Here is a 23,036-nt window from a genome sequence, read left to right as displayed (position 1 = left end):
GGGGTTCTTCGGAATGGGTGTTACGCATTACGCTTCCATTGCCTGTTCGTTTTCCTGATCTTTGCGCATCAAATAAAGCGTGAAGAGGTCTTTCGGTACTTCATATAAATCAAATACAGCATCGTCTTTATTTAATTTGGCATATACATCCGGGCGTGTTTCGTTTGCCGGTACTGCATAAGGCAGTTTTTCTGCAGCTTTACGCGAGCGGATATTCACTTTACGAATCGACATATAAATCGATTCAATGCCCATTTCGTAAAAAAGCTCTTTGAAAAATTCTTCTTTTGCCGGAGCATTATAGCCTTGGCCGTGATACGGCTTGCCGAGCCATGTGCCGAGAAAACCAGCGCCGTTTTCAATGTCATACAAGTTGATCGTGCCGATTGGATTGCCCCATTCGTCAAGGATCGTCCGAGAAATTAATTCGCCGCGTTCTTCTGACTCGATGTTTTGTTTTGTCACGAACAAAAATTCTTCATATGACTGGACTTTATGCCGCACAAAAGGGAAGACTTCCGGGTGCGTCATCAAATCAAACAAAACATGACTTTCGTGAACATCGCGTTTCTTCAACATGGTAATTCCCTCCTTTTCATAACTTGAGGGTATAGCGGTTCATCAGCGTCCCGATTCACCCTCGAAATTTTTTATCAATCAAACAAGACCGTCACAACAGCAGCCTGTCCATCAAAAAATTCCGGGATGGGAATCGAACCCATTAGAACCGATTAAAGAAACCGGTGGCGCACCATTTGCCTTCCCACTACAACTAGCAATAACATGTCGTCATTACTTTTATAATATAAGATTTTTACCCATTTGAAAATAGGTTTTAAACGCAAATCAAAAATATTTTCGACATCTTTTTAAAATTTTAATTGAAAATGATTTTCAATAACGTATAATTGTGAATGAAATTCATTATCAGTTAATAAGGGAGATCAAAATAATGAAAAAATGGACGAAAACGACAGCAATACTAACGACTGCAGTAACGCTTGCCGCTTGTGGGGCAGAAGATGCCGCTGAGCCGGCTGAAGTGGCGTCAGCACCGGATTTGTCGAGTGTGACCGATGAGTATAGAGTGTATGCGATCAGTGAAATTGATTTGTTCGTCACTGAAACCGAAAAATTTGCCCAAGCAGTGAAAACAGGCGATATTGAGACAGCGAAAGCGGCGTATGCGCCGGCTCGTATGCATTATGAACGGGCGGAGCCGATTGCCGAAGTATTCGGCGATTTAGATCCGAAAATCGATGCGCGAGAAGGTGACGTGCCGGAAGAAGAATGGACCGGCTATCACCGCATTGAAAAGGGTCTTTGGATCGACGAAACGACGGAAGGCTACGAAGAATATGCCCAGCAGTTGATCGATGATACGAAGCTCCTTCGTGCAAAGGTAGAGACGGTTGATGTAACACCGGACTTGCTTATCACCGGTGCGGTCGATCTATTAAACGAAGTGTCGACGTCCAAAGTGACCGGCGAAGAAGACCGCTATTCACACACCGATTTATATGACTTTGCGGCGAACGTAGAAGGCGCGGAAAAAATCTTTACGCTGCTGCAGCCGGAGCTTGAGCAAAAAGACGAAGCGCTGTCAGCGGAAATTGATGCGAAATTCAGCGATGTTTACACGCTGCTTGACAATCAAAAAGAAGGCGATGCTTATACGCTTTATACTGATTTAACAGATGCAGAGGTAAAAGAATTGAGCCAAGCTATTGATGCACTTGCTGAACCTCTTTCGCAGCTTGGTATCGTGACGGAGGCGTCGTAATGTGGATAATTTTTTAAAAAAAGAAGTGTCACGCCGCAATGTGTTGAAAGCGGGCGGGATTGGTGCGGCAGGTCTGTTGATCGGTGCATCCGGTGCCGGCAGCCTGCTTACACTTAAAGCATCAGCTGGTCAAAAAAGCACCGGCACGGTTCCGTTTTATGGCACGCATCAGGCAGGCATTACAACCGATCCGCAAAATCACTTGTACTTTGCAGCGTTAATGCTGACTACATCGGAAAAAGCAGAAGTGATTTCTCTTTTTAAAGAATGGACAGAAGCGGCTGCAGCTATAGCAGAAGGAAAAGAAATTGGGAAACCGGCATCGAATGTGCTAATGCCCCCGGATGACACAGGCGAAGCAGCCGGTCTTGACGCCTCGAACGTGACCATGACATTCGGCGTTGGTCCCGGTTTTTTTCAAAAATTGGCCATGACGGCAAAGCAGCCGGCGGAACTTGCGGATTTGCCTGCTTTTTCCTTTGACGCCCTTGAAGAACAGTGGTCCGGCGGTGATGTGTGCATCCAAGCGTGCGCAGATGATCCGCAAGTTGCGTTTCATGCAGTGCGAAACCTGATTCGTCTTGCCCGCGGGAAAATGCAGCTTAAATGGACACAGGCAGCATTTCAGCGGACAAAGCAGGCGAACACGGAAAAAGAAACACCGCGCAACTTGTTCGGATTCAAAGACGGAACAGGGAATCCGGACCATACGAGCAAAAAAGCGATGGATGAACATGTCTGGACGAAAAGCGGCTGGATGGCGGGCGGCACGTATATGGTCGTGCGCCGCGTCCAAATGTTTATTGAGGTGTGGGACCGAACAGCTTTGCAGGAACAAGAAGCAACATTTGGCCGCCACCGTGCAACCGGTGCTCCTCTTGGGCGTAAAGACGAATTTGAACAGCTTGATTTGGCCAAAACGGATGAAACGGGTCAAAAACAAATACCGGCGAATTCCCACACGGCGCTTGCACACGGAGACGGAAGCGTGAAGCTTTTGCGTCGGTCTTATTCGTACGCGGACGGTCTCGATCCGAAAACAGGCAGCTTTGATGCAGGTCTGTTGTTTATTAGTTTCCAAAAAAGCATTCAAAATCAGTTTGTACCGATTCAAACCCGACTGGCGAAAAATGATAAATTGAACGAATACACGATTCACCGTGGAAGTGCTGTTTTTGCCTGTCTGCCCGGTGTGAAAAAAGGAGGCTGGCTCGGTGAAACGTTATTTAGTTAAGCTTGCCGCTGTTTTGTTCATTATATGCGGAATGGGCGTACAGAGTGCATCCGCTGAGACCGATATCGACGCTTTATTTGTACCGGTTGGCGATGCGATGATGAATGTGAAAAATGAAGACTACGCGGTGGTTGAAGAGAATATGGCTCAATTTCAAACAGAGTGGAAAACGCTCGGTACGCCGTCTAAAGAAGTAGATGCGGCAATGGCATCTGTTGAAAAAGCCGTGCAGGAAAAAAATCAGGAAAACGTGCAGTCGGCGCTGAAGCAATTATCGTCCGCGCTCGTTGGCGTTGATGAAGCATTAAATCCGGTGGACCAGGAAGCGGAACGTGCTAAAGTGGCAGAGCTGCTGCCGGTTTTGTCTGACATGAACCAAACAGGGATTGACAAGTCTTCATACCGTTCATTTGAAACAAAATGGAGCACTGTTGAAAAAATCGTCAATGCCGATAGTACAGCGGCATACGGTGACATTGAAACCAATATGGCGCTGCTCCGGATTGCCGTTGTAAAAGAACCGTCTGATCCCGCGGAGGTGAGCAGCGCAGCAACCACGCTTGAAGAAGCAATTAAACGGTACTTAAATGGAACGAGTGAGGGCGGCACGGCTGAAACGGCCACACTTGCCGACTACATGGCGCTTTTAAAAAAAGCGGAAGAGGAGGCGCGGGCTGAAAACAGCACCGCCGCTGCCGCCTCGCTGACAGAATCGATCACGATGTGGCCGGCTGTTGAAGGAACCGTTCAAGTAAAAGATACGTCGTTATACAACGACATTGAAGTAGTCATTCCGGAAGCGGCTGGCTTGCTTTCTTCTAAAGAGGTTGACAGTGAAAAAGCAGCAGATATGATCGCAGGCATCGAAAACCGCTTGCTGCCGCTCGTTGAATCCTCTTCCTACACATGGTGGGATGCGGCACTTGTCTTGCTTCGTGAAGGATTAGAAGCTGTGCTTATATTGTCGGCGCTGCTCGCTTTTTTATCAAAAACCGGACAAGAGAAGGCGAAAAAATGGATTTGGCTCGGCGCGGGAGGCGGTATGTTGGCGAGCGTTGTGATGGCGGTTGTGTTAAGCCGCGTGTTCACCGGTCTTGCGGGTGCCGCCGGACGTGAATATATGGAAGGGCTCACCGGCATCGTGGCTGTCGTCATGATGATTGGTGTTGGTATTTGGCTGCACGGAAAATCGAATATAAACAAATGGAATGCGTTTGTTAAGCAGTCGATGGGAAAAGCAGCCGCATCCGGAAGCGTTCTGTCGTTTGCGTTGATCAGCTTTTTGTCTGTTTTCAGAGAAGGCGCAGAAACAATCATTTTTTATGCCGGCATGGCACCGGATATGAAACTAGGCGCACTTGTCAGTGGCATCGCGGTGGCCGTTATTATCGTTTCAGCGGTTGGATCTCTGGTGATGAAATACAGCGTGCGGGTTCCGATGCGGCTCTTTTTTACGAGCGCGGCGCTGCTTATTTACGTGCTGTCGTTTAAAATTTTAGGCAAAAGTATTCATTCGCTGCAAGTTGCGGGCGTGGTGGACATTCATTCAACATCCATTGTGCCGTTTATTGATGTGATCGGCTTGTACCCGACGGTTGAAACGGTTTTGCCGCAGCTTGTCCTGCTTGTTGTCATTGCTATGCTTGCCTTCTGGCTGAAAAAACAAGAATCCCTGCTTGACAGACGATTTAAAGAAGGTTCATAATGATAACAACATTCGAATAAACCTTTCCGGGGCAGGGTGCAACTCCCGACCGGCGGTGATGGGCGCATAGCCCTTAGTCCGTGACCCGCATACGTGCGGTGGATCTGGTGTAATTCCGGAGCCGACAGTGAAAGTCTGGATGGGAGGAAAGGACAAAACGCGTTTTCTGAAAATTTTTTCAGATAGAAAACGTTTATTTCCTAATGATAAAAAGCCCCGTATTGAACATCAATGCGGGGCTTTTCTTGTGTACAGGCGGTATTTTTGAAAAGGGGGGTTCCCTTCTAATGAATGAAGAACATTATATGAATCTTGCACTGTCGCTTGCCGACAGCGCCGCGCACCAAACGTCACCAAATCCGCCAGTAGGCGCTGTTGTCGTCAAAGACGGCCGGATTCTTGGCATGGGTGCCCACTTAAAAGCAGGGGAAGCACATGCAGAAGTAAATGCGCTCGCTCAAGCAGGTGACGAGTCAAAAGACGCTGATATTTATGTGACACTTGAACCGTGTGCTCATTTTGGCAAAACACCGCCATGCGCTGACCTTATTATTGAAAAAGGCATTCGCCGTGTGTTCATTGCCGCTGTTGATCCGAATCCGCTTGTAGGTGGAAAAGGCATCGAAAAACTGCAGGCAGCCGGCATCGAAGTCAAGACCGGCATTTGCGAACAAAAAGCAACGGAATTATTAACACCTTTTTTTCATTTTATTCAGACGAAAAGGCCTTACGTTACGATTAAAACCGCTGTCACCGCCGACGGCAAAACGGCCGCCCACACCGGGCACAGCCGCTGGATTACGAGCGACGCCGCCAGAGAAGACGTACACCTTCTCAGAAGCCGTCACGATGCTATTTTAACAGGCATCGGCACCGTCCTTCTCGACAACCCGCTCCTCACCTCTCGTCTGCCCCAGGGAGGAAAAAACCCGATTCGAATTTTATTGGATACGCATTTACGCGTTCCGCTTGATTTTCATATCATTCAAAACAAAGAAGCAAAAACGATTATTTTCTGCGCATCCGACGCACAGACGAAAAAACAGCGCGCTTTAGAAGATGAAGGAGTCACGGTCATCCGGCTGCCGTATATGGCTATCGATGCGGTGCTTGATGAATTGGGCAAAATGAATATTATGACGCTTTTCGTGGAAGCGGGGGCTGAAATGAATGCGTCGTTTTTGGACATTGGCGCGTTTAACCGGCTCGTGATGTATATGGCGCCGAAATTAATCGGCGGAAAATCCGCTCCGTCTTCTTTTGGCGGACTCGGCGGTTCCTCCATGGATGAAGCACTTGATCTTGCGTTTGTTTCGATGGATCGGATCGGCCCGGATTTGAAAATCGTCATGGAAAAAAGGTGATCACATGTTTACAGGAATAATAGAAGAAATCGGTACCGTCGAGCGAATCGTCCGCGGCGGCAAATCGCTGCAGCTGACGATTGCGGCCAAAACCACGCTGACAGATGTAAAGCTTGGCGACAGCATTTCCATAAACGGAGTCTGCCTGACGGTCACAGCATTCACAAAAACCAATTTTGCGGCCGATGTGATGCCGGAAACATTTAAATCAACCGCCCTTGCGTCGCTTGCGCCCGGTACGCGCGTGAACTTAGAACGGGCGATGGCGGCGAACGGCCGGTTCGGCGGTCATTTTGTTTCGGGACATGTCGACGGTGTTGGTCATATTGTCTCGAAAAAGCAGGAAGAAAACGCCATTTATGTGACGATTTCTTATCCGGAAGGGCTTGGCCGTTACTTTTTATACAAAGGCTCAATTGCACTCGACGGCACCTCGCTTACTTTATTTGGCGTAACAGATAATGACGTAACGGTGTCACTCATTCCGCATACACGCGATGAAACGATTTTAGCGTCTAAAGGCGTTGGGGATGCTGTTAATATTGAATGCGACATGCTGGCGAAGTACGTTGGCAATATGCTTGAGAAAAGAGAAGAGCAGGGGCGCGGCGTCACAATGGATTTATTAAAAGAGAACGGCTATTTGTAAGGAGGAACATCCATGTTTTCGACAATTGAAGAAGCCATTAACGATTTAAAACAAGGGAAAGTGATCATTGTCGTTGATGACGAAGACCGTGAAAATGAAGGCGACCTTGTCGGTATTGCAGAACTCGCAGATGGTGCCATGATTAATTTTATGGCGAAAGAAGGACGCGGTCTCATTTGTGTGCCGGTTGAAGAGCAGATTGCAAACCGGCTTCAATTCCATTCGATGGTGGAACATAACACGGACAGCCACGGAACAGCGTTTACGGTCAGCGTTGATCACATTTCAACGACGACCGGCATAAGCGCATTTGATCGGGCTGATACGGTGAAAGCAATGGTGGATGATGCGTCCACACCAGCTGATTTTAAACGGCCGGGTCATATTTTTCCGCTGATTGCAAAAGACGGCGGCGTGCTGCGCAGAACTGGCCATACCGAAGCAGCGGTTGACCTTGCAAAGCTTGCCGGTCATAAACCAGCCGGTGTCATCTGCGAAGTGATGAATGATGATGGGACCATGGCCCGACTGCCGGCGCTTGAAGTGATGGCGAAAAAATTCGATTTGAAAATCATTACGATTGAACAGCTTGTGTCCTATCGCCGTGGACGTGAAACACTGATCCGCCGGGAAGCGGACATCCAGCTGCCGACCGATTTCGGTTATTTCCGTGCGGTTGGCTATGAGGAAGACTTAACCGGCAAAGACCATGTTGCACTTGTGAAAGGCGACATTTCCAGCGACGAGCCGGTGCTTGTCCGCGTTCATTCTGAATGTTTAACCGGGGACATTTTTGGCTCACATCGCTGCGACTGCGGTCCGCAGCTTCATGCGGCGCTTCAGCAGATTGAAGAAGAAGGGCGCGGTGTGCTGTTGTACATGCGCCAGGAAGGCCGCGGCATCGGGCTGATCAATAAGCTGAAGGCATACGAATTACAGGAGCAGGGCTATGATACCGTCGAAGCAAACGTCAAGCTTGGTTTTAAAGACGACTTGCGTGATTACGGCATCGGCGCCCAAATTTTGCGCGATCTCGGCATTTCAAAAATGCGGCTCTTAACAAACAACCCGCGCAAAATTACCGGCTTAAATGGATACGGGCTCGATATCGTTGAACGTATGCCGATTGAAATGCCGGCCAATGACGACAACCGTAATTATTTAAAAACAAAAATTTCAAAGCTCGGCCACTTATTACATGTAAAAGAGGAGAATGAATAATGGGAAAAACATTTGAAGGACATTTAATTGGAACAGGACTAAAAGTAGGCATCGTTGCCGGCCGTTTCAATGAATTTATTACAAGCAAGCTGATTGGGGGCGCACAAGACGGATTTATCCGTCATGGCGTTGAGGAAGAAAACATCGATATCGCCTGGGTGCCGGGTGCGTTTGAATTGCCGCTTGTCGCTAAAAAAATGGCAGAAAGCGGAAAATATGACGCGGTTATTACGTTGGGCGCCGTTATTCGCGGTGCAACAGCCCACTTTGACTATGTCTGCAGCGAAGCGGCAAAAGGCACCGCGCAAGCCGGCATGCAAACAGGAGTACCAGTAATCTTCGGTCTTCTGACAACGGATACGATTGAACAAGCCATCGAACGTGCAGGCACAAAAGCAGGCAACAAAGGCTGGGATTCAGCGATGTCTGCTATCGAAATGGCGAACTTGCTCCGCTCATTTGACGCGTGATATAATCGCTAACGTGGCTGGTTGTCAGACCTCTGTCTGACAATACAGCGGGTAGGGAGAGGGCGCTTTACAGTAAGCAGGTTTTATTAATGAATGGAGGAATTTTTAAGCTTCGCGAAAATGGAACGACTTTCGCGAAGGAATTGTCTGCGGGTGTGGCCGGCTTTTTAACAGTCATCTACATTATTGCCGTAAACGGGCTCATTTTGTCAGAAGCGGGCATGCCATTTGAAGCAGCCGCAGCGGCAACCATCGTATCGGCCGCGACCGGGTGTTTGATTATGGCGCTGTGGGCGAATGCACCGATCATAATTGTACCAGGCATGGGCATCAATGCGATGTTCACTTATACATTTGTGAACGAAATGGGCATGATGTGGCAGCAGGCGCTTGGTGTCACTGTCGTTTCCGGTCTATTGTTTGGGGTAGTCACACTGACACCAATCGCCGGAAAACTAAATGACATTGTGCCCGCGTCGCTTAAGGAAGCGATCACAATTGGCCTCGGGCTATTTCTTATCGTGATCGGTTTGGAAAAAGCCGGGCTTTCGTGGGCTGCGCTTGTCACGTTCGTGCTTGCAATCGTATTATTTTGGCGAAAAGTGCCGGGCACCTTTATCTGGATCATTTTAGCCGGTACCGGCATCGCCTGGCTGTTTGGCACATTACCGGAGATCTCACGTCATGTTGGCATGAGCAGCTATGCATCGGTATTTGGCGCCTGGACCGTTAAAGGGGTTTCGCCAGTCGTGTTCATTTCGGCGGTATTTTCGTTAACGATGGTGCTGCTGTTTGAAAACATCGGCCTCGTGCACGGCCACTTGAATTTGGCTGAGCAGCCGCAGAAATTCAAGCGGGCCATTCAGTCTAATGCATTTGCGGTAATCGCATCCGGCATGGCCGGATCAAGTGCTAATGTGTCGGCCGTTGAAAGCGCGGCGCCAATCGCTTCTGGCGGACGGACCGGTCTTGTACCGCTTGTTGCCGGACTTTTATTTCCGCTTGCGTTTGTCGCGGCGCCGTATTTAAATATGGTGCCAGGCTCTGCTGTTGCGCCGATCTTAATTATTATCGGCGTGCTGATGACAATGAACATCCGCCGGCTGTCTTTTTCTGACTGGACCGAATCGATTCCAGCACTTGCCATTATCGCGATCATTCCGCTTACATCGAGCATCGCAGATGGCATTGCGGCCGGATTCATTTTGTATCCACTTTTAAAAATAACCCGTGGACGATTCCGCGAAGTACCCGTTCCGATGTATGTTATCGCGGTACTGTTCCTGATGAATACAATGATTCACTAAAAAATCCGCCTCTCGGGGCGGGTTTTTTATTTTTGTATAAATGTGGTGAGAATCGTGTATAGGAATAATAAAGTCTTTTAATTTTCATCTGAAAATACCAGAGTCTTATTAAAATTAAATTAACTTTTCTTAGATTTAATATATTTTTGTGTGAGTATTCCTGCATTATATACGGATAAAATCATCTTTCGCGCTAAGCGTCTATAAAATCGCGCCACCACACTACAAAGTCGCACCGCCGCGCTTAAATCTGCTATACTATACAAAACAAATTAGCTGCGAAAGAGGGATTTAGGTTGGAGATTCAATTTATTAAAGGCCACGGGTCAGGAAATGATTTTATTTTAATTGATGAGTGGACGAACGGGTACACGTTCACCGAAGAAAACCGCCGTGATTTGTCGCTGGCGCTTTGTAACCGTGAAACAGGCATCGGTGCGGATGGCATTGTGTTTGTCATGGAAAGCAGTCATTCGGATGCAAAAATGCGCATTTTTAACAGTGATGGCTCAGAAGCATCGATGTGCGGCAACGGCCTTCGTCTGCACGGCCGGTATGTACTGGACAAACTCGGAAGAAATGAGATTGTTGTTGAGACAAATAAAGCAGACCTTTATGTGAAACGGGACGGGGATATTTATGACGGTGTACCGGCGTATCGCGTGGAAATTTCACCCGTTTTGTTCGATCTTGCCGACTTGCCGATGACGATCGGAAAAGAACGCTTGTTTAATGAAATCGTTCCGGCATTATCTGATTCAATCCCATTTTCAGCAGTCGCCGTACCGAATCCACACTTAATTGCAGTCGGCAGCCGGGAACTAATTGCCTCAAATGAGCAAAAACAGATTGCGGCAATGCTGAACGAAAAAAATGACATTACGCCGGATGGAGTCAATGTCAGCTTCGTTCATCCAATCGAAAAAGGTACGCTGTATGTCCGGACGTTTGAACGCGGCGTCGGCTTTACAAATGCGTGCGGTACAGCGATGTCCGCTTCAACATTGACGACCTGCCAGCTCGGCTTAAACGAGTATGAAACACCGATTGACGTTTTTAACAACGGCGGGAAAGTCCGCTGTGAAGTGCATCAACACGAGGCAGGCCGCTACTCGATTGATTTGATCGGCAACGGCACGTACATGTTTGAAGGGACGATTCAGCTCGATCTGTCAGCCCCAGGCCAATTTACAGTCCACGATCAAAAAACGTTTGAAGAACAGGCTGCTTACGAAAAACTTCGGGAAGAAGCGGAATCGTATTTAGCCGCACATGTTTTTTAAATCCAGGATACATTCCTGGATTTTTTTGTGTAGCGAGGGTACATAAAAGGATAAAAAGAAGAAAGGAAGAATCGTATTGGAGAAGAAAAACTGGCGGCCATACGCTTATTACGGAGCATTAGTTGTTTTTCTGCTCTTTTTTACATGGGGATTTTTTGAAGTCGTCGACGCGCTTCAGGAAAATGAAGTGGCGGCTTTTGATACAAAAATTATCAATGAGGTGCAGTCATGGGTGAATGAAGGCCGAACCGCCCGGATGGTGTTTATAACTGATCTCGCTTCGGTGACGTTTTTAACGGTTGCGACTGTCTTAATCGCATTGTTTCTTCTCATCCGCAGACGATATGGATGGGCGCTGTTTTTTCTTCTCGTCAATGGGCTTGGCGGCGCGTTTAACGGCTTTTTAAAAGAACTGTTTAAGCGCCAGCGTCCGGACATTTTGCCGTTAATTGAGCAGGGCGGCTACAGTTTTCCGAGCGGCCATTCCATGGGATCGTTTATTTTTTATGGTGCTCTGTCGTTTATGCTGTTCCGGTTGTTAAGGGGAAAATGGAAAAAGCTGATGGCCGCGATGCTCGCTGGCTGCATGATCCTCCTTGTGGGCCTGACACGGATTTATCTTGGTGTCCATTACCCGAGTGATGTACTCGCCGGGTTTTCCATAGGCGCGGCCTGGCTGTTTTTTTGGATTATGCTGTTTCATTTTAGTGAATATCGGATTAACCGGCGGCTTTCTCGACGATGAGAAAGCCGTTTTTTTGTTCGAATGAGCCGGAATTTTGGCTGAAAGAGCCGGAAACCCGGCTTAAACATTGGAAAAAAGGTAATGTGTTAACGTTCTCAATGTTGGCACGATGCTTGCATTATAAAAAACGAAAGACAAATTAAAAGGGGGAACGAAACATGAAAACAACAGCCGTAAATGAAATGAACCAGCAGACCGAGGCACAAACAAGTATGAAAGCAGCCGTCGTAAACGAATTTAACCAGCAGCTTGAAGTAAAAAATATGCCGAAGCCGACAGCGGGACGCGGCGAAATTTTAGTGAAAATTGAAGCATGTGGCGTTTGTCATACTGATTTGCATGCGGCACACGGTGACTGGCCGGTTAAGCCGAAATTGCCGCTTATTCCAGGTCATGAAGGCGTTGGAATTATTGAGGAAATCGGTGAAGGAGTCACATCATTAAAGGTGGGCGACCGTGTTGGGGTGCCGTGGTTATTTTCCGCTTGTGGCGAGTGTGAATACTGTCTACAGGGGCAGGAAACACTTTGCCCGAACCAGGAAAATGGCGGCTACTCGGTAGACGGAGGTTATGCGGAATATTGTGTGGCACCGGCTGATTATGTGGCGAGAATTCCAGACGGCCTTGATCCGGTTGAAGTCGCACCGATTTTATGCGCAGGCGTGACGACGTATAAAGCACTGAAAGTTTCAGGTGCCAAACCAGGTGATTGGGTCGCGATCTACGGCATTGGCGGACTTGGCCATATCGCGCTTCAATATGCCAAAGCAATGGGCTTTAATGTTGTGGCGGTTGATATTGCGGATGAAAAGCTGGAGCTTGCGAAAAGCTTAGGCGCAGATGAAGCAGTGAATGGGATGAATGAAGATCCGGCAGATGCAATTCAGGAAAAATTAGGTGGCGTTCAGGCGGCAATCAGTGTGGCAGTCACCAAAAAAGCGTTTGAACAGGCGTATCGTTCCGTGAAACGCGGCGGAACACTGGTCGTGGTTGGTCTTCCAAACGATGAGCTGCCGATCCCGATTTTCAATACAGTTTTAAACGGTGTATCTGTTAAAGGCTCAATTGTCGGTACACGTCTCGATATGAAAGAAGCACTCGATTTTGCGGCACGAGGCAAAGTAAAAGCGCAAGTCGAAACCGCTCCGCTTGACGATATTAACAATATATTCGACAAAATGGAAAAAGGGAAAATTAATGGTCGAATTGTGCTCACTATGTAAGACAAATGAGTTGACATTCAGTTCGGAAGACGTTATTTTGGAAATGTAAGCGTTTTATATAACGGATTTCCAACATTCAAAGGGGGAAAGGGTATATGATTTACGCAAATCCAGGGCAAGAAGAATCAAAAGTTACGTTTAAGAAAAAATATGATAATTTCATTAATGGAGAATGGACCGCGCCAGTCGGCGGCCAATATTTTGAAAACGTCACACCGGTGACGGGCGAAGTATTTTGTGAAGTGGCCCGATCACAGGCGGAAGATATTGAACTCGCACTTGACGCGGCACATGCGGCAAAAGATGAATGGGGCAAAACGTCGGTCGCCCAGCGTGCCAATATTTTAAATAAAATTGCCGATCGAATTGAAGAAAATTTAGAACTGCTTGCGGTAGCAGAGACGTGGGACAACGGGAAAGCAGTTCGTGAAACACTCAATGCCGATTTACCTCTTGCAATCGACCACTTCCGTTATTTTGCCGGAGCGATTCGGGCGCAGGAAGGCTCGCTGTCACAGATTGATGATGACACAGTTGCTTATCATTTCCACGAGCCGCTTGGCGTCGTCGGACAGATTATTCCATGGAACTTTCCGATTTTAATGGGCGTATGGAAGCTTGCACCGGCGCTTGCGGCAGGAAACTGCGTTGTATTAAAACCGGCTGAACAGACTCCAGCGTCGATTTTGGTCTTAATGGAACTCATTGAAGACCTGCTGCCGCCGGGTGTTGTTAACATCGTCAACGGATTCGGTCTTGAAGCAGGAAAGCCGCTTGCATCAAACAAACGCATTGCGAAAATCGCTTTCACGGGTGAAACAACAACGGGTCGACTGATCATGCAGTACGCGTCGCAAAACTTAATTCCGGTCACGCTTGAACTCGGAGGAAAATCACCGAATATTTTCTTCGACGATATTATGGAAGAAGACGATGCATTTTTAAACAAAGCGGTGGAAGGATTTGTCATGTTTGCGCTTAACCAGGGTGAAGTGTGTACATGCCCATCTCGCGCGCTCGTTCATGAAAACATTTACGACAAATTTATGGAGCGTGTCATTGAGCGTGTCAATGCAATCAAAACAGGCAATCCGCTTGATACAGACACAATGATGGGCGCGCAGGCGTCGAATGAACAAATGGAAAAAATCTTGTCCTACCTGGATATTGGTAAACAAGAAGGCGCCGAATGCCTGGCCGGTGGTGAGAAAAATACGGTCGAAGGGTTTGAAAACGGCTACTACATTAAGCCAACTATTTTTAAAGGTCATAATAAAATGCGTATTTTCCAGGAAGAAATTTTTGGACCGGTTGTTTCTGTTACAACTTTTAAAGATGAAGCGGAAGCGCTTGAAATTGCAAACGATACACTTTACGGTCTCGGATCCGGTGTCTGGTCGCGCCATCAAAACAGAGCATACCGGTTCGGCCGCAACATTAAAGCGGGCCGTGTTTGGACAAACTGCTACCACCAGTATCCGGCACACGCAGCGTTCGGCGGCTACAAAATGTCCGGGATCGGACGCGAAAATCATCTCATGATGCTGAATCATTACCAGCAGACGAAAAACCTGCTTGTCAGCTATTCAGAAGATGCTCTTGGATTCTTTTGATCAATGATTGCGCTGCCGCGTTATGCGGCGGCGTTATTTTCATAGGGAGGTGGAAAATATGACAGAGCGGGTGACGGCTACTCAAGTTGCCTTAGATTTAATCGGAAAGCTGAAAGAAAAACACGGACCGCTCATGTTTCACCAATCAGGCGGCTGCTGTGATGGCAGTGCACCGATGTGCTACCCGGACGGCGAATTTATGACTGGTGATTCAGACAAGCTGCTCGGTGAAATCGGAGGCGTCAAGTTTTACATTAGCGATGCCCAGTACGAATACTGGAAGCATACACAGCTCATTATTGATGTCGTTGACGGACGCGGCGGCATGTTTTCACTCGAAGGACCCGAAGGAAAACGCTTTTTAACAAGGTCCCGTGTTTTTACGGACGAAGAGCGGCAGGAACTGAATCAATAAACGAAAAGTCTTCCAAATGAATGGAAGACTTTTATGTTTCATTTAAATAATAGCGGATTTTCCGCTTGGAAATACCGAGCTTTTCGGCTGCCTGTTCGCGGCTGCCGGCCGTTTCTTTCAATGTTTTTTTGATAAACGCTTCCGCGGTCCGCTTTTCCATTCGTTTCATCATATGCAGCAACTCATCGAGCTGAACCAGTTCATCGCCGTTATACAAGTCAGCCAACCGGTTTGAAAAGCGGCGCCACTCGGATTCAAAAGAGCGGGCGGGCGTTGGCAGAGTTTTCTGAAACGTGCCCGGCCGTACCATTTTTTCCGGCAGCATATGAATGGTAATAACCGGTTCATCGGCATATAAAACGGACAGACGCTGCAGCGTATTCACAAGCTCGCGCATATTGCCCGGCCAGTTGTATTGTATAAAAGCATCCATGGCTTCTGGTGAAAATGAAAAAGCAAATCCGCTTTTTTGACCGTATAATTCAATAAAAAGGGGGATGTCCTGCCGTCGTTCACGAAGCGGTGGAATCGTCAGCTTCACAATATCCAGCCGGTACAATAAATCCTCGCGAAACGCACCTTCTGCTACAGCTTTTTCTAAACTCGAATGGCTGGCGGCGATGATGCGCGCACTCGTCCGCTTTGGTGCTGGGTCGCCGATTTTAAAAAACTCACCGGTTTCGAGGACGCGAAGCAGCTTTACCTGAGTGGCATGGGACGCTTCGGCGATTTCATCGAGAAACAAGGTGCCGTTCGTTGCCACTTCAAAATAACCGGCACGATCAAATGCGGCTCCGGTAAACGCGCCTTTTGCGTGCCCGAACAATTCACTTTCAAGCAGAGATTCCGAAATCGCCCCGCAGTTAATGCCAATAAACGGCTGTTCAGTGCGGCTGCCGGCCCGGTGCAAGAAGCCGGCCAGCACTTCCTTTCCAGTGCCTGTTTCTCCTTCAATTAAAATGGTCACCTGTTTTGATGCGAGTTTATACGCTAAACGGTACAATTCGTGCATGCTAGCGCTCGTTCCTAAAAAGGCCCCGGCTTCGATTGCGGCTTGCTTGTATTCTGCAGTATCCACTCGTTTTGTTAAGTGATCGACTAACTCTTCAAGCGCATTGATATCCTCAAACGGTTTTTCAAGAAAATCTTCCGCACCGAGCTGAATCGCTTCCACGGCCGTTTTTACTGTACTGTAGCCGGTCATCACGACGGCTTTACAGGACGGTGCTCTTTTTTTCAATTCCTTTAAAAGATCAAGGCCATTCCGGTCTGGCAGCCGTACGTCTAAAAAAGCGGCATCGAATTGATCGATGCGATCAAGATCATCAAATGCGCGGCCACTATCAATATAGGTTACATTCATTTTTTTAAGTTGAAAAAGCCGGGTTAAAAAACGGCCGATTTCCTGTTCGTCATCCACAATTAATATATGTGCCATGTATTCACATCCTTTTCCATATAGGAAGGGCCAGCGTAAATGTGCTTCCTTTTCCGATACCACTCGTTACAGTTAATGTGCCGCCATGTGATTCGGCGATGCCCAAGCTTACCGACAAACCAAGACCGGTGCCATTGTGTGCTGATTTGGTAGTGAAAAACGGATGGAAAATATCATCTATTTGGTCTGGGGATATCCCAGACCCGTTATCTGTGATATGTAAATACACATGATGCTTGTCGGCTTCCGATTCCACTAATACTTGCTTAACATCCTTTTTTTCTAAACAGGCGTCTTTTGCATTAATTAATAAATTCACCGCAATTTGACTCAGCTGCTGAATACTCCCTTCAACAAAAGGCAGCCGTTCGGCTAATTTAACGGTTAATTCAATCCGCTGCTTTTCAAGTTGTCGTCCTGTCAGCCGCAGTGCTTCATACACCGCATCGTTTAACGAGCATCGGGCAAATGAAGCCGGCTCCTGACGGGAAAAAGCGAGCAGGCTTCGAATGATCGTCCGGCATCGTTTTCCGCACTCATCGATGTCTTCGAGCATGGGCTTCGTGTCATCTGTGGAAAGCCGAAGCAGAAGCTGTGTATTACCGAGAATCGCTGTGAGTGGATTATTCAGCTCATGCGCAACGCCGGCGGCCATTTCACCGATGGCGGCGAGCTGTCCAGAGTGAATAATTTGCGCCTGCATCAGCTGTTTTTCCGTAATGTTTTTTAAATAGACAATAATGCCATTCAGTTCGCCGGCGTCAAGAAGCGGGTAATAAGCACATTCATAGACGTTGTTTTGAATAGATGCTTCTTCAAAGTGTGGTGTAACCTCTCGAACCGTTTGAAGAAAAAGATCTGTCTTTAAAAAAACAGAAATATTTTTCGCGTCCGGCCAATGAATAGCTGCACTGTCATTTCTCGTTAAAATCGTTCCGTCGACGTCCGTCACAAAAATGGAATCCGCTACCGCGCGAAACGTCGATTCCCATCTTGATTTGCTGAGCAGTACTTCATGGTAAAGACGCGCATTTTCAATACAAACAGCCACTTGCCCCGATAAATGCTGAAAAAAAGCCCGGTCTTCCTTTGAAAAAGAAATGGATTCACGAGTAGCAAGTCCGAGCACCCCAATCATGGCACCACGGCTGCTGAGGGGGAACAGCCAGACGGAACGAAGGTCAAGTGCTCCAAATGCCTCAGATTCAAAAAATGCATCCGTTCTCTGAACAGAATGCAGAACATCCTGGCCGGCTGAAAAAACGTGAGAATAAAGCGAAACGTCAGCGGGAAAAGCGGTTCCTTTCGCCAGAAATGTTGCTTTTTCCGGATAAACATCCGCCATTCTAAGCGCTCCGTCTTCCCACATCGCCAGACTGAGGCGGTCAATCCTGTATACGGCCTGAAGTGTTTCCTGCGTTTGTTTCAGCATTTCCTGAATCGACATATTGACATTAAAGCTGTGCATAATGTCATTCATAATTTCAAGCTGCCTGTTTTTCTTTTGAAGCTCGTCCACCGTCCGCTTCAGCTCTGTATAATAGTTACGCTTCGATGACTGGACACCGGTCAGCAAATGAATCATTTCCGGCCGGTTCATTACAGCGCCCTCCTTAAAAGTGCAGCCACTTCTTCCGCCGAAATATCACGTGGATTGGTAATCATACACGCGTCCGTCAGGGCAATTTTACTCATTTCGGGAATCGCATCCGCTTGAAAGCCCATTTCTGACAGGGTCAACGGCGCCCCAATGTCAACGGCCAATTTTTTTACATACTGAATTGCTTTTTCCCCGGCGGCGATGTCAGAAAGCCCGGTCACATCTTCGCCCATTAAAACCGCCATTTCGCGAAACTTTTCCGGACAGGCAATTAAATTAAATTCCATTACATGTGGCAAAAGAACGGCATTAATGTCACCGTGCAGAAACGGATAGCGCCCGCCGATCGTATGGCTCATCGCATGGGCAGCACCTAAAATCGCATTTGAAAACGCAAGACCGGCCTGCAAGCTTGCCATCGCCATTTGTTCTTTTGCTTCTTTATTGTATTTCGACGCAACAGATGGGCGCAGATGACGTGCTGCAATGGCGAGCGCATTTTTTGCCTGCACATCCGTCATCGGTGTCGCCGCGATGCTGACAAATGCTTCAATTGCATGCGTAATCACATCAAGGCCCGTCGTTGCGGTCAGGCGGGCGCTTTTTGTCGTCAGCACGTCCGGATCAATAACGGCAATGTCCGGAACGAGTGATTTCGAGACAATGGTCATTTTTTTCTGCCGGGAGCTGTCTACGATCACTGAAAACTGAGACACTTCTGAACCGGAACCGGCCGTTGTAGGGATCATAACCAGCGGGGGGAGAGGGTGCAGAATCCGGTCAACCCCTTCGTAATCTCGAATGTGACCGCCATTGGTCACAAGCGCAGCGGCTGCTTTCCCGATATCGATGGCGCTGCCGCCGCCGACGGAAATAATCGCATCGCAGCCATTTTTTTTATAGACACGGGCACAGGCATCTGCTTCATCATCTGTCGGATTCACCGACACCTGGTCAAACAAAGCAGCAGTAAGACCGGCTTCCCGGCAGCTTTCTAACACAGGCTCCGTCCAGCCGGCTTCCATTACGCCGCGATCTGTTACAACGAGCACATGACGGGCGCCCAGCCGCTCACAGCATTCTCCCGCCTGAGAAATGGATCCGCTTCCAAAAATCACTTCTGGCATTACAAACTTATACATAAGTTCCACCATCCTATCGTTCTGTCATTTGTTCCATTGTACCATTCCTGCGTATAATTGAAGAAAAAGAAAGTAGGAATCTATCATGTGTTTAATCGCCATCGCTTTTAGGCAGCACACCGATAAGCCGCTGATTGTGGCGGCAAACCGGGATGAATTTTATCATCGCCCAACTGAAGTGTCCCATTGGTGGGATGATGTGCCAATTTTGGCCGGGCGCGATTTGGAAAAAGGAGGCACGTGGATGGGTGTGTCCAAAAACGGCCGATTTTGTGCGCTGACCAATTACCGTGATCCGAACGAACAATCAGCCGGAAAAGAATCACGAGGCCACATCGTCCGGGCTTTTTTAGAAAGTCATTTGACGGCTGAAGTGTTTTTGAACGAATTAGACAGGGAAAAGGACCGCTACCCGGGTTTTAATCTCGTGGCCGGCACGAAAGATGAATTGTATGCGTACGGGAGCCGTTCTGGTGAAAAACCATTTCTCCTTCCGCCGGGCATTCATGTCGTCAGCAACGCTTTTATAAATACTCCGTGGCCTAAAACCGTACGAGCAAAAGAAAAAATGGCAGCAGCGCTGAACAGCAAAGAAGAGCTGTTTGACATGCTGTGCGATTACACAGCCGCCAATGACACCGAACTGCCGGACACAGGGGTGTCGATTGAATGGGAACGGCTGCTTTCGCCCATTTTTATTAAAAGCGAAACATATGGAACGAGAAGCTCGACTATACTCGAAATAAGCAAAAACCATTCAGCTGTTTGGACAGAGAGGACAGTCGAGCCAACTAAACCAGTAAAAGAACAGACTTTTTCCTTTGAAATAAACTAAAAACATTATGTGCAAAATTCAAAAAAAGAAAGGAAAAAGTACATGTATTTAAACAAAGGTCATAACCCAGGAAAAAATGCCGCTCTGATTGAAGCCTATTTCAATGACAGCAATCCACTGTCTGACGCTGTAGCTGAAACAAACCAGCTTTTTTTGGCATCAGCTGCAGATTGGAAGCCAGTGAGTTCAAAAAAAAGCATTTTCGATAAATTGAAGGCGCTTTGGACAAAAAAAGAAGAGCCGATCAAGTTTCATCAAACACTCGTTAAGAAGGGAACGGCTTATCCTGACTGGAAGCCGGTATTGGACCGTGAGTATGGCATACTGCAAAAAAACGCAGCCGCCGTTGTTTATGTAAAATCTGGCGACGACCTGCAGAAGGCGCTGTCCGGCGGCAGGAAAACCGTTCAGTTAGCCGAAGGAACTTATATTGTCGATGAGCTGCATGTGCCATCCAATACGATCGTCAAAGGAGCAGGACCGGGCAAGACAATATTGAAATTGCGGGATACGGCACCGAAACGAAGCTTTGTCGTGACGAATGAAAATCATGTAAAAGGCAATCATCATGTATCAATAGAAGCAATAACGTTAGATTGGTCACTTGAACGGCTCCGTCCCGACGAAAAATCGTCAAGCGGCAATAACCGCTCAAGCTGTTTAACGTTCGCAAATGTTACGTACGGCTGGGTGAAAGAGTGTGACGCGATCAACCCAGGTCTCCATTGTTATGACGTTTCATCTACCTTATATGATTACTCAGGCGATGGACACCGTGCGCCGGGAGGAAGCCGTTTTGTCTGGATTGACGGCTGCACCGGTTCCGGTTTTGGCGATGACGGCGTCACAACGCATCATAGTGACTACATTTTTGTTTCTAATTGCTTTATGCATGATCCGTCCGGCCGAAGCCATAAAACGGGTTTTTCCAATTCAAACGGCTTTGAAGTGGATGATGGCTCTCGTTCAGTCTGGCTCGTGCATAATGCATCAGCGCGTTGTTTCGGCGGCATTGAAATAAAAGCGCACGCAACGAGCTCAGCGGCAGCCAATGTTCATATCATCGGCCATCTTTCCGAAAACGACAATCGGTCGTTCAATTTCCGTCATATCGGCCACCATTCGGCGAGCGATCCGGAATCCAAAACGGCCCGTTTTTTGACCGCCACACGCATCGTGTCCCTCCGTCCGGTATACACAGACTTGTACGCCGGATCAAAACCACGCGCGCTAACGGTATCCGCTTACCGGCACGTCGTGATAAACGGGCTGCGCGCAATCGGTGATCCAGGCTATAATTACAAGGAACTGCCTGTAGCCGGTATTCAATATAAAGCGAAACACGTTCACATTCAAGACGTCGTCATGCGTGATTTTGTGACAGCGGGTACTGCCTTGAAAGTATTCGGCGGAGCAAATAAGCCGGAGGACGTGAGCATAAAAAATGCGCATTTTGCCAACTGCGGAAAAAAACCGCTTTTCATCGCAAAAGACGTTAAAGGGGCTTCATCAGAAAATACGACAACCGCTTGAAAGAAGCGGTTGTTTTCTTTATTATAGGAATTGTATGAAAATATTGTTTTTGTAAAAAAATGATTCTACATTCTTTTACAAAAGATATGGTTGTATTCCGCACGAAAGACCGATATAATGTCTACTATATAAAAACAAATGTACATCAGAAAAATACATAGTTGAGGTGACGTTTAGATGAAGGACAACGTAAAAGTAGGATTACTCGGTCTCGGAACAGTCGGAACAGGTGTTGTCAAGATGATTCAAGATCATCAGGAACAGCTTGCCCACCGTGTCGGCTGTTCAGTTGACGTGACGAAGGTGCTTGTAAAAAACGTAGATAAAAAACGAGAAGTGGAGCTGCCGAAAGAAGCACTTACACTAGATCCATATGATGTGATTAACGATCCGGACGTCGACGTAATAGTAGAAGTGATGGGCGGCATTGATGAAACGAAAAAATTGCTGCTTGACGCGCTTCATCAGAAAAAACATGTTGTGACAGCAAATAAAGACCTTGTCGCACTGTATGGTTCGGAACTGTTAAAAGCAGCGTCTGAAAACGGCTGTGACTTTTATTATGAAGCAAGTGTCGCCGGCGGCATTCCGATTATCCGCGGCTTGGCGGATGGACTTGCATCCGATAAAATTAAAAAAATGATGGGGATTGTCAACGGGACAACGAACTTTATCCTCACAAAAATGAACAAAGAAGGCATGTCTTACGAAACGGCGCTGAAAGAAGCGCAGGACCTTGGCTTTGCGGAAGCAGACCCAACGTCTGACGTGGAAGGACTGGATGCCGCGCGTAAAATGGCAATTTTGGCCCGTCTTGCTTTTTCAATGGACATCGAACTTGAAGACGTCGATGTAAGTGGCATTTCGAACGTGTCCGACAGCGACTTGAAGCACGGCCAGACACTCGGCTATACAATGAAGTTGATTGGATATGCGGATAAGCAAGACGGCGGTGCTGAAGTAAGCGTACAGCCGACATTTTTATCGAATAATCACCCGCTTGCGTCTGTTAATGACGAATACAATGCGGTATATGTATATGGTGAAGCAGTCGGTGAAACGATGTTTTACGGCCCAGGTGCCGGCGGTCTGCCAACAGCTACATCCATTGTCAGCGATCTTGTTGCTGTTATTACAAACATGCGCCTCGGCGTGAACGGCAAAAGCATCACTGTGCCACAATTTGAAAAGCTGTTAAAAACACCAGAAGAAAAATTCGCGAAACATTTTATTCGTCTGCACGTCCGTGATGAAGTTGGGGCATTTTCTGAACTGACGAAGCTGTTTTCATCCAACGGCATCAGCTTCGAAAAAATTCTTCAGCTGCCGCTTGAAGCAGACGGTGTGGCCGAAATTGTCATTGTCACTCATAAAGCATCGATGAAAAACTACACACAAATGCAAGAACAAATTAAAGATCTGGCGGTCGTTCGTTCAATTGAAAGTTTCTACCGCGTTGAAGGAGAAGGAGCATAA

Annotated in this window: 20 protein-coding genes and 1 riboswitch; of the genes, 16 read left to right on the top strand and 4 right to left on the bottom strand. The window is 47.5% G+C overall.

Annotation, left to right across the window (positions count from 1 at the left end; translation table 11 throughout):
- Positions 1-27: 27 nt before the first annotated feature.
- Positions 28-579: a GNAT family N-acetyltransferase gene (locus NLX67_RS10745; protein ID WP_046180921.1), complete on the bottom strand. Its 552-nt coding sequence runs from the start codon at positions 577-579 to the stop codon at positions 28-30.
- 373 nt (positions 580-952) lie between these two features.
- Here NLX67_RS10745 and efeO point away from each other — a divergent pair, with 373 nt between their 5' ends.
- The 13 genes from efeO (at position 953) to NLX67_RS10680 (ending at position 15,012) form a co-directional block, all read left to right on the top strand.
- A complete protein-coding gene (efeO, locus tag NLX67_RS10740; protein ID WP_254311726.1) occupies positions 953-1,783 on the top strand; it encodes an iron uptake system protein EfeO in 831 nt (276 codons plus the stop codon).
- A 1-nt stretch (position 1,784) separates the two neighbouring features.
- Entirely contained in the window at positions 1,785-3,017 is a 1,233-nt protein-coding gene (gene efeB, locus NLX67_RS10735) for an iron uptake transporter deferrochelatase/peroxidase subunit (protein ID WP_046180920.1), read from the top strand.
- The gene (locus NLX67_RS23035) at positions 2,998-4,722 is read left to right on the top strand and encodes an FTR1 family iron permease (protein WP_254311725.1); all 1,725 of its coding nucleotides are present in this window, start codon (positions 2,998-3,000) and stop codon (positions 4,720-4,722) included. Before efeB ends, NLX67_RS23035 begins: the two co-directional genes overlap by 20 nt.
- 18 nt (positions 4,723-4,740) lie before the next feature.
- Positions 4,741-4,877: riboswitch (FMN riboswitch) on the top strand.
- A 132-nt stretch (positions 4,878-5,009) separates the two neighbouring features.
- Complete coding sequence (gene ribD / locus NLX67_RS10725) at positions 5,010-6,086, top strand: bifunctional diaminohydroxyphosphoribosylaminopyrimidine deaminase/5-amino-6-(5-phosphoribosylamino)uracil reductase RibD (RefSeq protein ID WP_254311724.1); 1,077 nt, start codon at positions 5,010-5,012, stop codon at positions 6,084-6,086.
- A 4-nt stretch (positions 6,087-6,090) separates the two neighbouring features.
- Positions 6,091-6,735: a riboflavin synthase gene (ribE, locus tag NLX67_RS10720; protein WP_254311723.1), complete on the top strand. Its 645-nt coding sequence runs from the start codon at positions 6,091-6,093 to the stop codon at positions 6,733-6,735.
- Between the two features lie 12 nt (positions 6,736-6,747).
- Positions 6,748-7,956, top strand: coding sequence for a bifunctional 3,4-dihydroxy-2-butanone-4-phosphate synthase/GTP cyclohydrolase II (locus NLX67_RS10715; RefSeq protein ID WP_254311722.1), 1,209 nt, complete (start codon positions 6,748-6,750; stop codon positions 7,954-7,956).
- A complete protein-coding gene (gene ribH / locus NLX67_RS10710) occupies positions 7,956-8,426 on the top strand; it encodes a 6,7-dimethyl-8-ribityllumazine synthase (RefSeq protein WP_046180916.1) in 471 nt (156 codons plus the stop codon). The genes NLX67_RS10715 and ribH overlap by 1 nt, the downstream gene beginning before the upstream one ends.
- Before the next feature lie 89 nt (positions 8,427-8,515).
- Entirely contained in the window at positions 8,516-9,733 is a 1,218-nt protein-coding gene (locus NLX67_RS10705) for an NCS2 family permease (protein WP_254311721.1), read from the top strand.
- 296 nt (positions 9,734-10,029) lie between these two features.
- Positions 10,030-11,016: a diaminopimelate epimerase gene (gene dapF, locus NLX67_RS10700; RefSeq protein ID WP_254311720.1), complete on the top strand. Its 987-nt coding sequence runs from the start codon at positions 10,030-10,032 to the stop codon at positions 11,014-11,016.
- A 76-nt stretch (positions 11,017-11,092) separates the two neighbouring features.
- Positions 11,093-11,761, top strand: a complete 669-nt coding sequence (locus NLX67_RS10695) for a phosphatase PAP2 family protein (protein ID WP_254311719.1) — start codon at positions 11,093-11,095, stop codon at positions 11,759-11,761.
- A gap of 212 nt (positions 11,762-11,973) precedes the next feature.
- Positions 11,974-12,984, top strand: coding sequence for an alcohol dehydrogenase AdhP (adhP, locus tag NLX67_RS10690; protein WP_254311757.1), 1,011 nt, complete (start codon positions 11,974-11,976; stop codon positions 12,982-12,984).
- A gap of 95 nt (positions 12,985-13,079) precedes the next feature.
- Positions 13,080-14,597, top strand: coding sequence for an aldehyde dehydrogenase (adh, locus tag NLX67_RS10685; RefSeq protein ID WP_254311718.1), 1,518 nt, complete (start codon positions 13,080-13,082; stop codon positions 14,595-14,597).
- 58 nt (positions 14,598-14,655) lie between these two features.
- On the top strand, positions 14,656-15,012 hold the full coding sequence (locus NLX67_RS10680; RefSeq protein WP_046180911.1) for a DUF779 domain-containing protein: 357 nt from the start codon (positions 14,656-14,658) through the stop codon (positions 15,010-15,012).
- A gap of 31 nt (positions 15,013-15,043) precedes the next feature.
- Here NLX67_RS10680 and NLX67_RS10675 read toward each other — a convergent pair whose 3' ends face one another.
- The 3 genes from NLX67_RS10675 to NLX67_RS10665 are packed head-to-tail and all read right to left on the bottom strand — an operon-like array spanning position 15,044 to position 19,192.
- Positions 15,044-16,450, bottom strand: coding sequence for a sigma-54-dependent transcriptional regulator (locus NLX67_RS10675; protein WP_254311717.1), 1,407 nt, complete (start codon positions 16,448-16,450; stop codon positions 15,044-15,046).
- A 4-nt stretch (positions 16,451-16,454) separates the two neighbouring features.
- Entirely contained in the window at positions 16,455-18,050 is a 1,596-nt protein-coding gene (locus NLX67_RS10670) for a GAF domain-containing sensor histidine kinase (RefSeq protein ID WP_254311716.1), read from the bottom strand.
- Positions 18,050-19,192 carry an iron-containing alcohol dehydrogenase gene (locus NLX67_RS10665; protein ID WP_254311715.1) on the bottom strand — a complete coding sequence of 381 codons (1,143 nt, stop codon included), beginning with the start codon at positions 19,190-19,192 and terminating at the stop codon, positions 18,050-18,052. Before NLX67_RS10665 ends, NLX67_RS10670 begins: the two co-directional genes overlap by 1 nt.
- Before the next feature lie 85 nt (positions 19,193-19,277).
- Here NLX67_RS10665 and NLX67_RS10660 point away from each other — a divergent pair, with 85 nt between their 5' ends.
- The 3 genes from NLX67_RS10660 (at position 19,278) to NLX67_RS10650 (ending at position 23,036) form a co-directional block, all read left to right on the top strand.
- Positions 19,278-20,027 carry an NRDE family protein gene (locus tag NLX67_RS10660; RefSeq protein WP_254311714.1) on the top strand — a complete coding sequence of 250 codons (750 nt, stop codon included), beginning with the start codon at positions 19,278-19,280 and terminating at the stop codon, positions 20,025-20,027.
- 42 nt (positions 20,028-20,069) lie between these two features.
- A complete protein-coding gene (locus tag NLX67_RS10655) occupies positions 20,070-21,560 on the top strand; it encodes a glycosyl hydrolase family 28-related protein (protein ID WP_254311713.1) in 1,491 nt (496 codons plus the stop codon).
- 177 nt (positions 21,561-21,737) lie between these two features.
- A complete protein-coding gene (locus tag NLX67_RS10650) occupies positions 21,738-23,036 on the top strand; it encodes a homoserine dehydrogenase (RefSeq protein WP_046181341.1) in 1,299 nt (432 codons plus the stop codon).

Source organism: Domibacillus sp. A3M-37 (genome assembly GCF_024213455.1).
GTDB classification, from domain to species: Bacteria; Bacillota; Bacilli; order Bacillales; family Domibacillaceae; genus Domibacillus; species Domibacillus tundrae.
The sequence above is the reverse complement of the archived record's forward strand: the minus strand, read 5'-3'. Positions and strand labels throughout refer to the sequence as shown.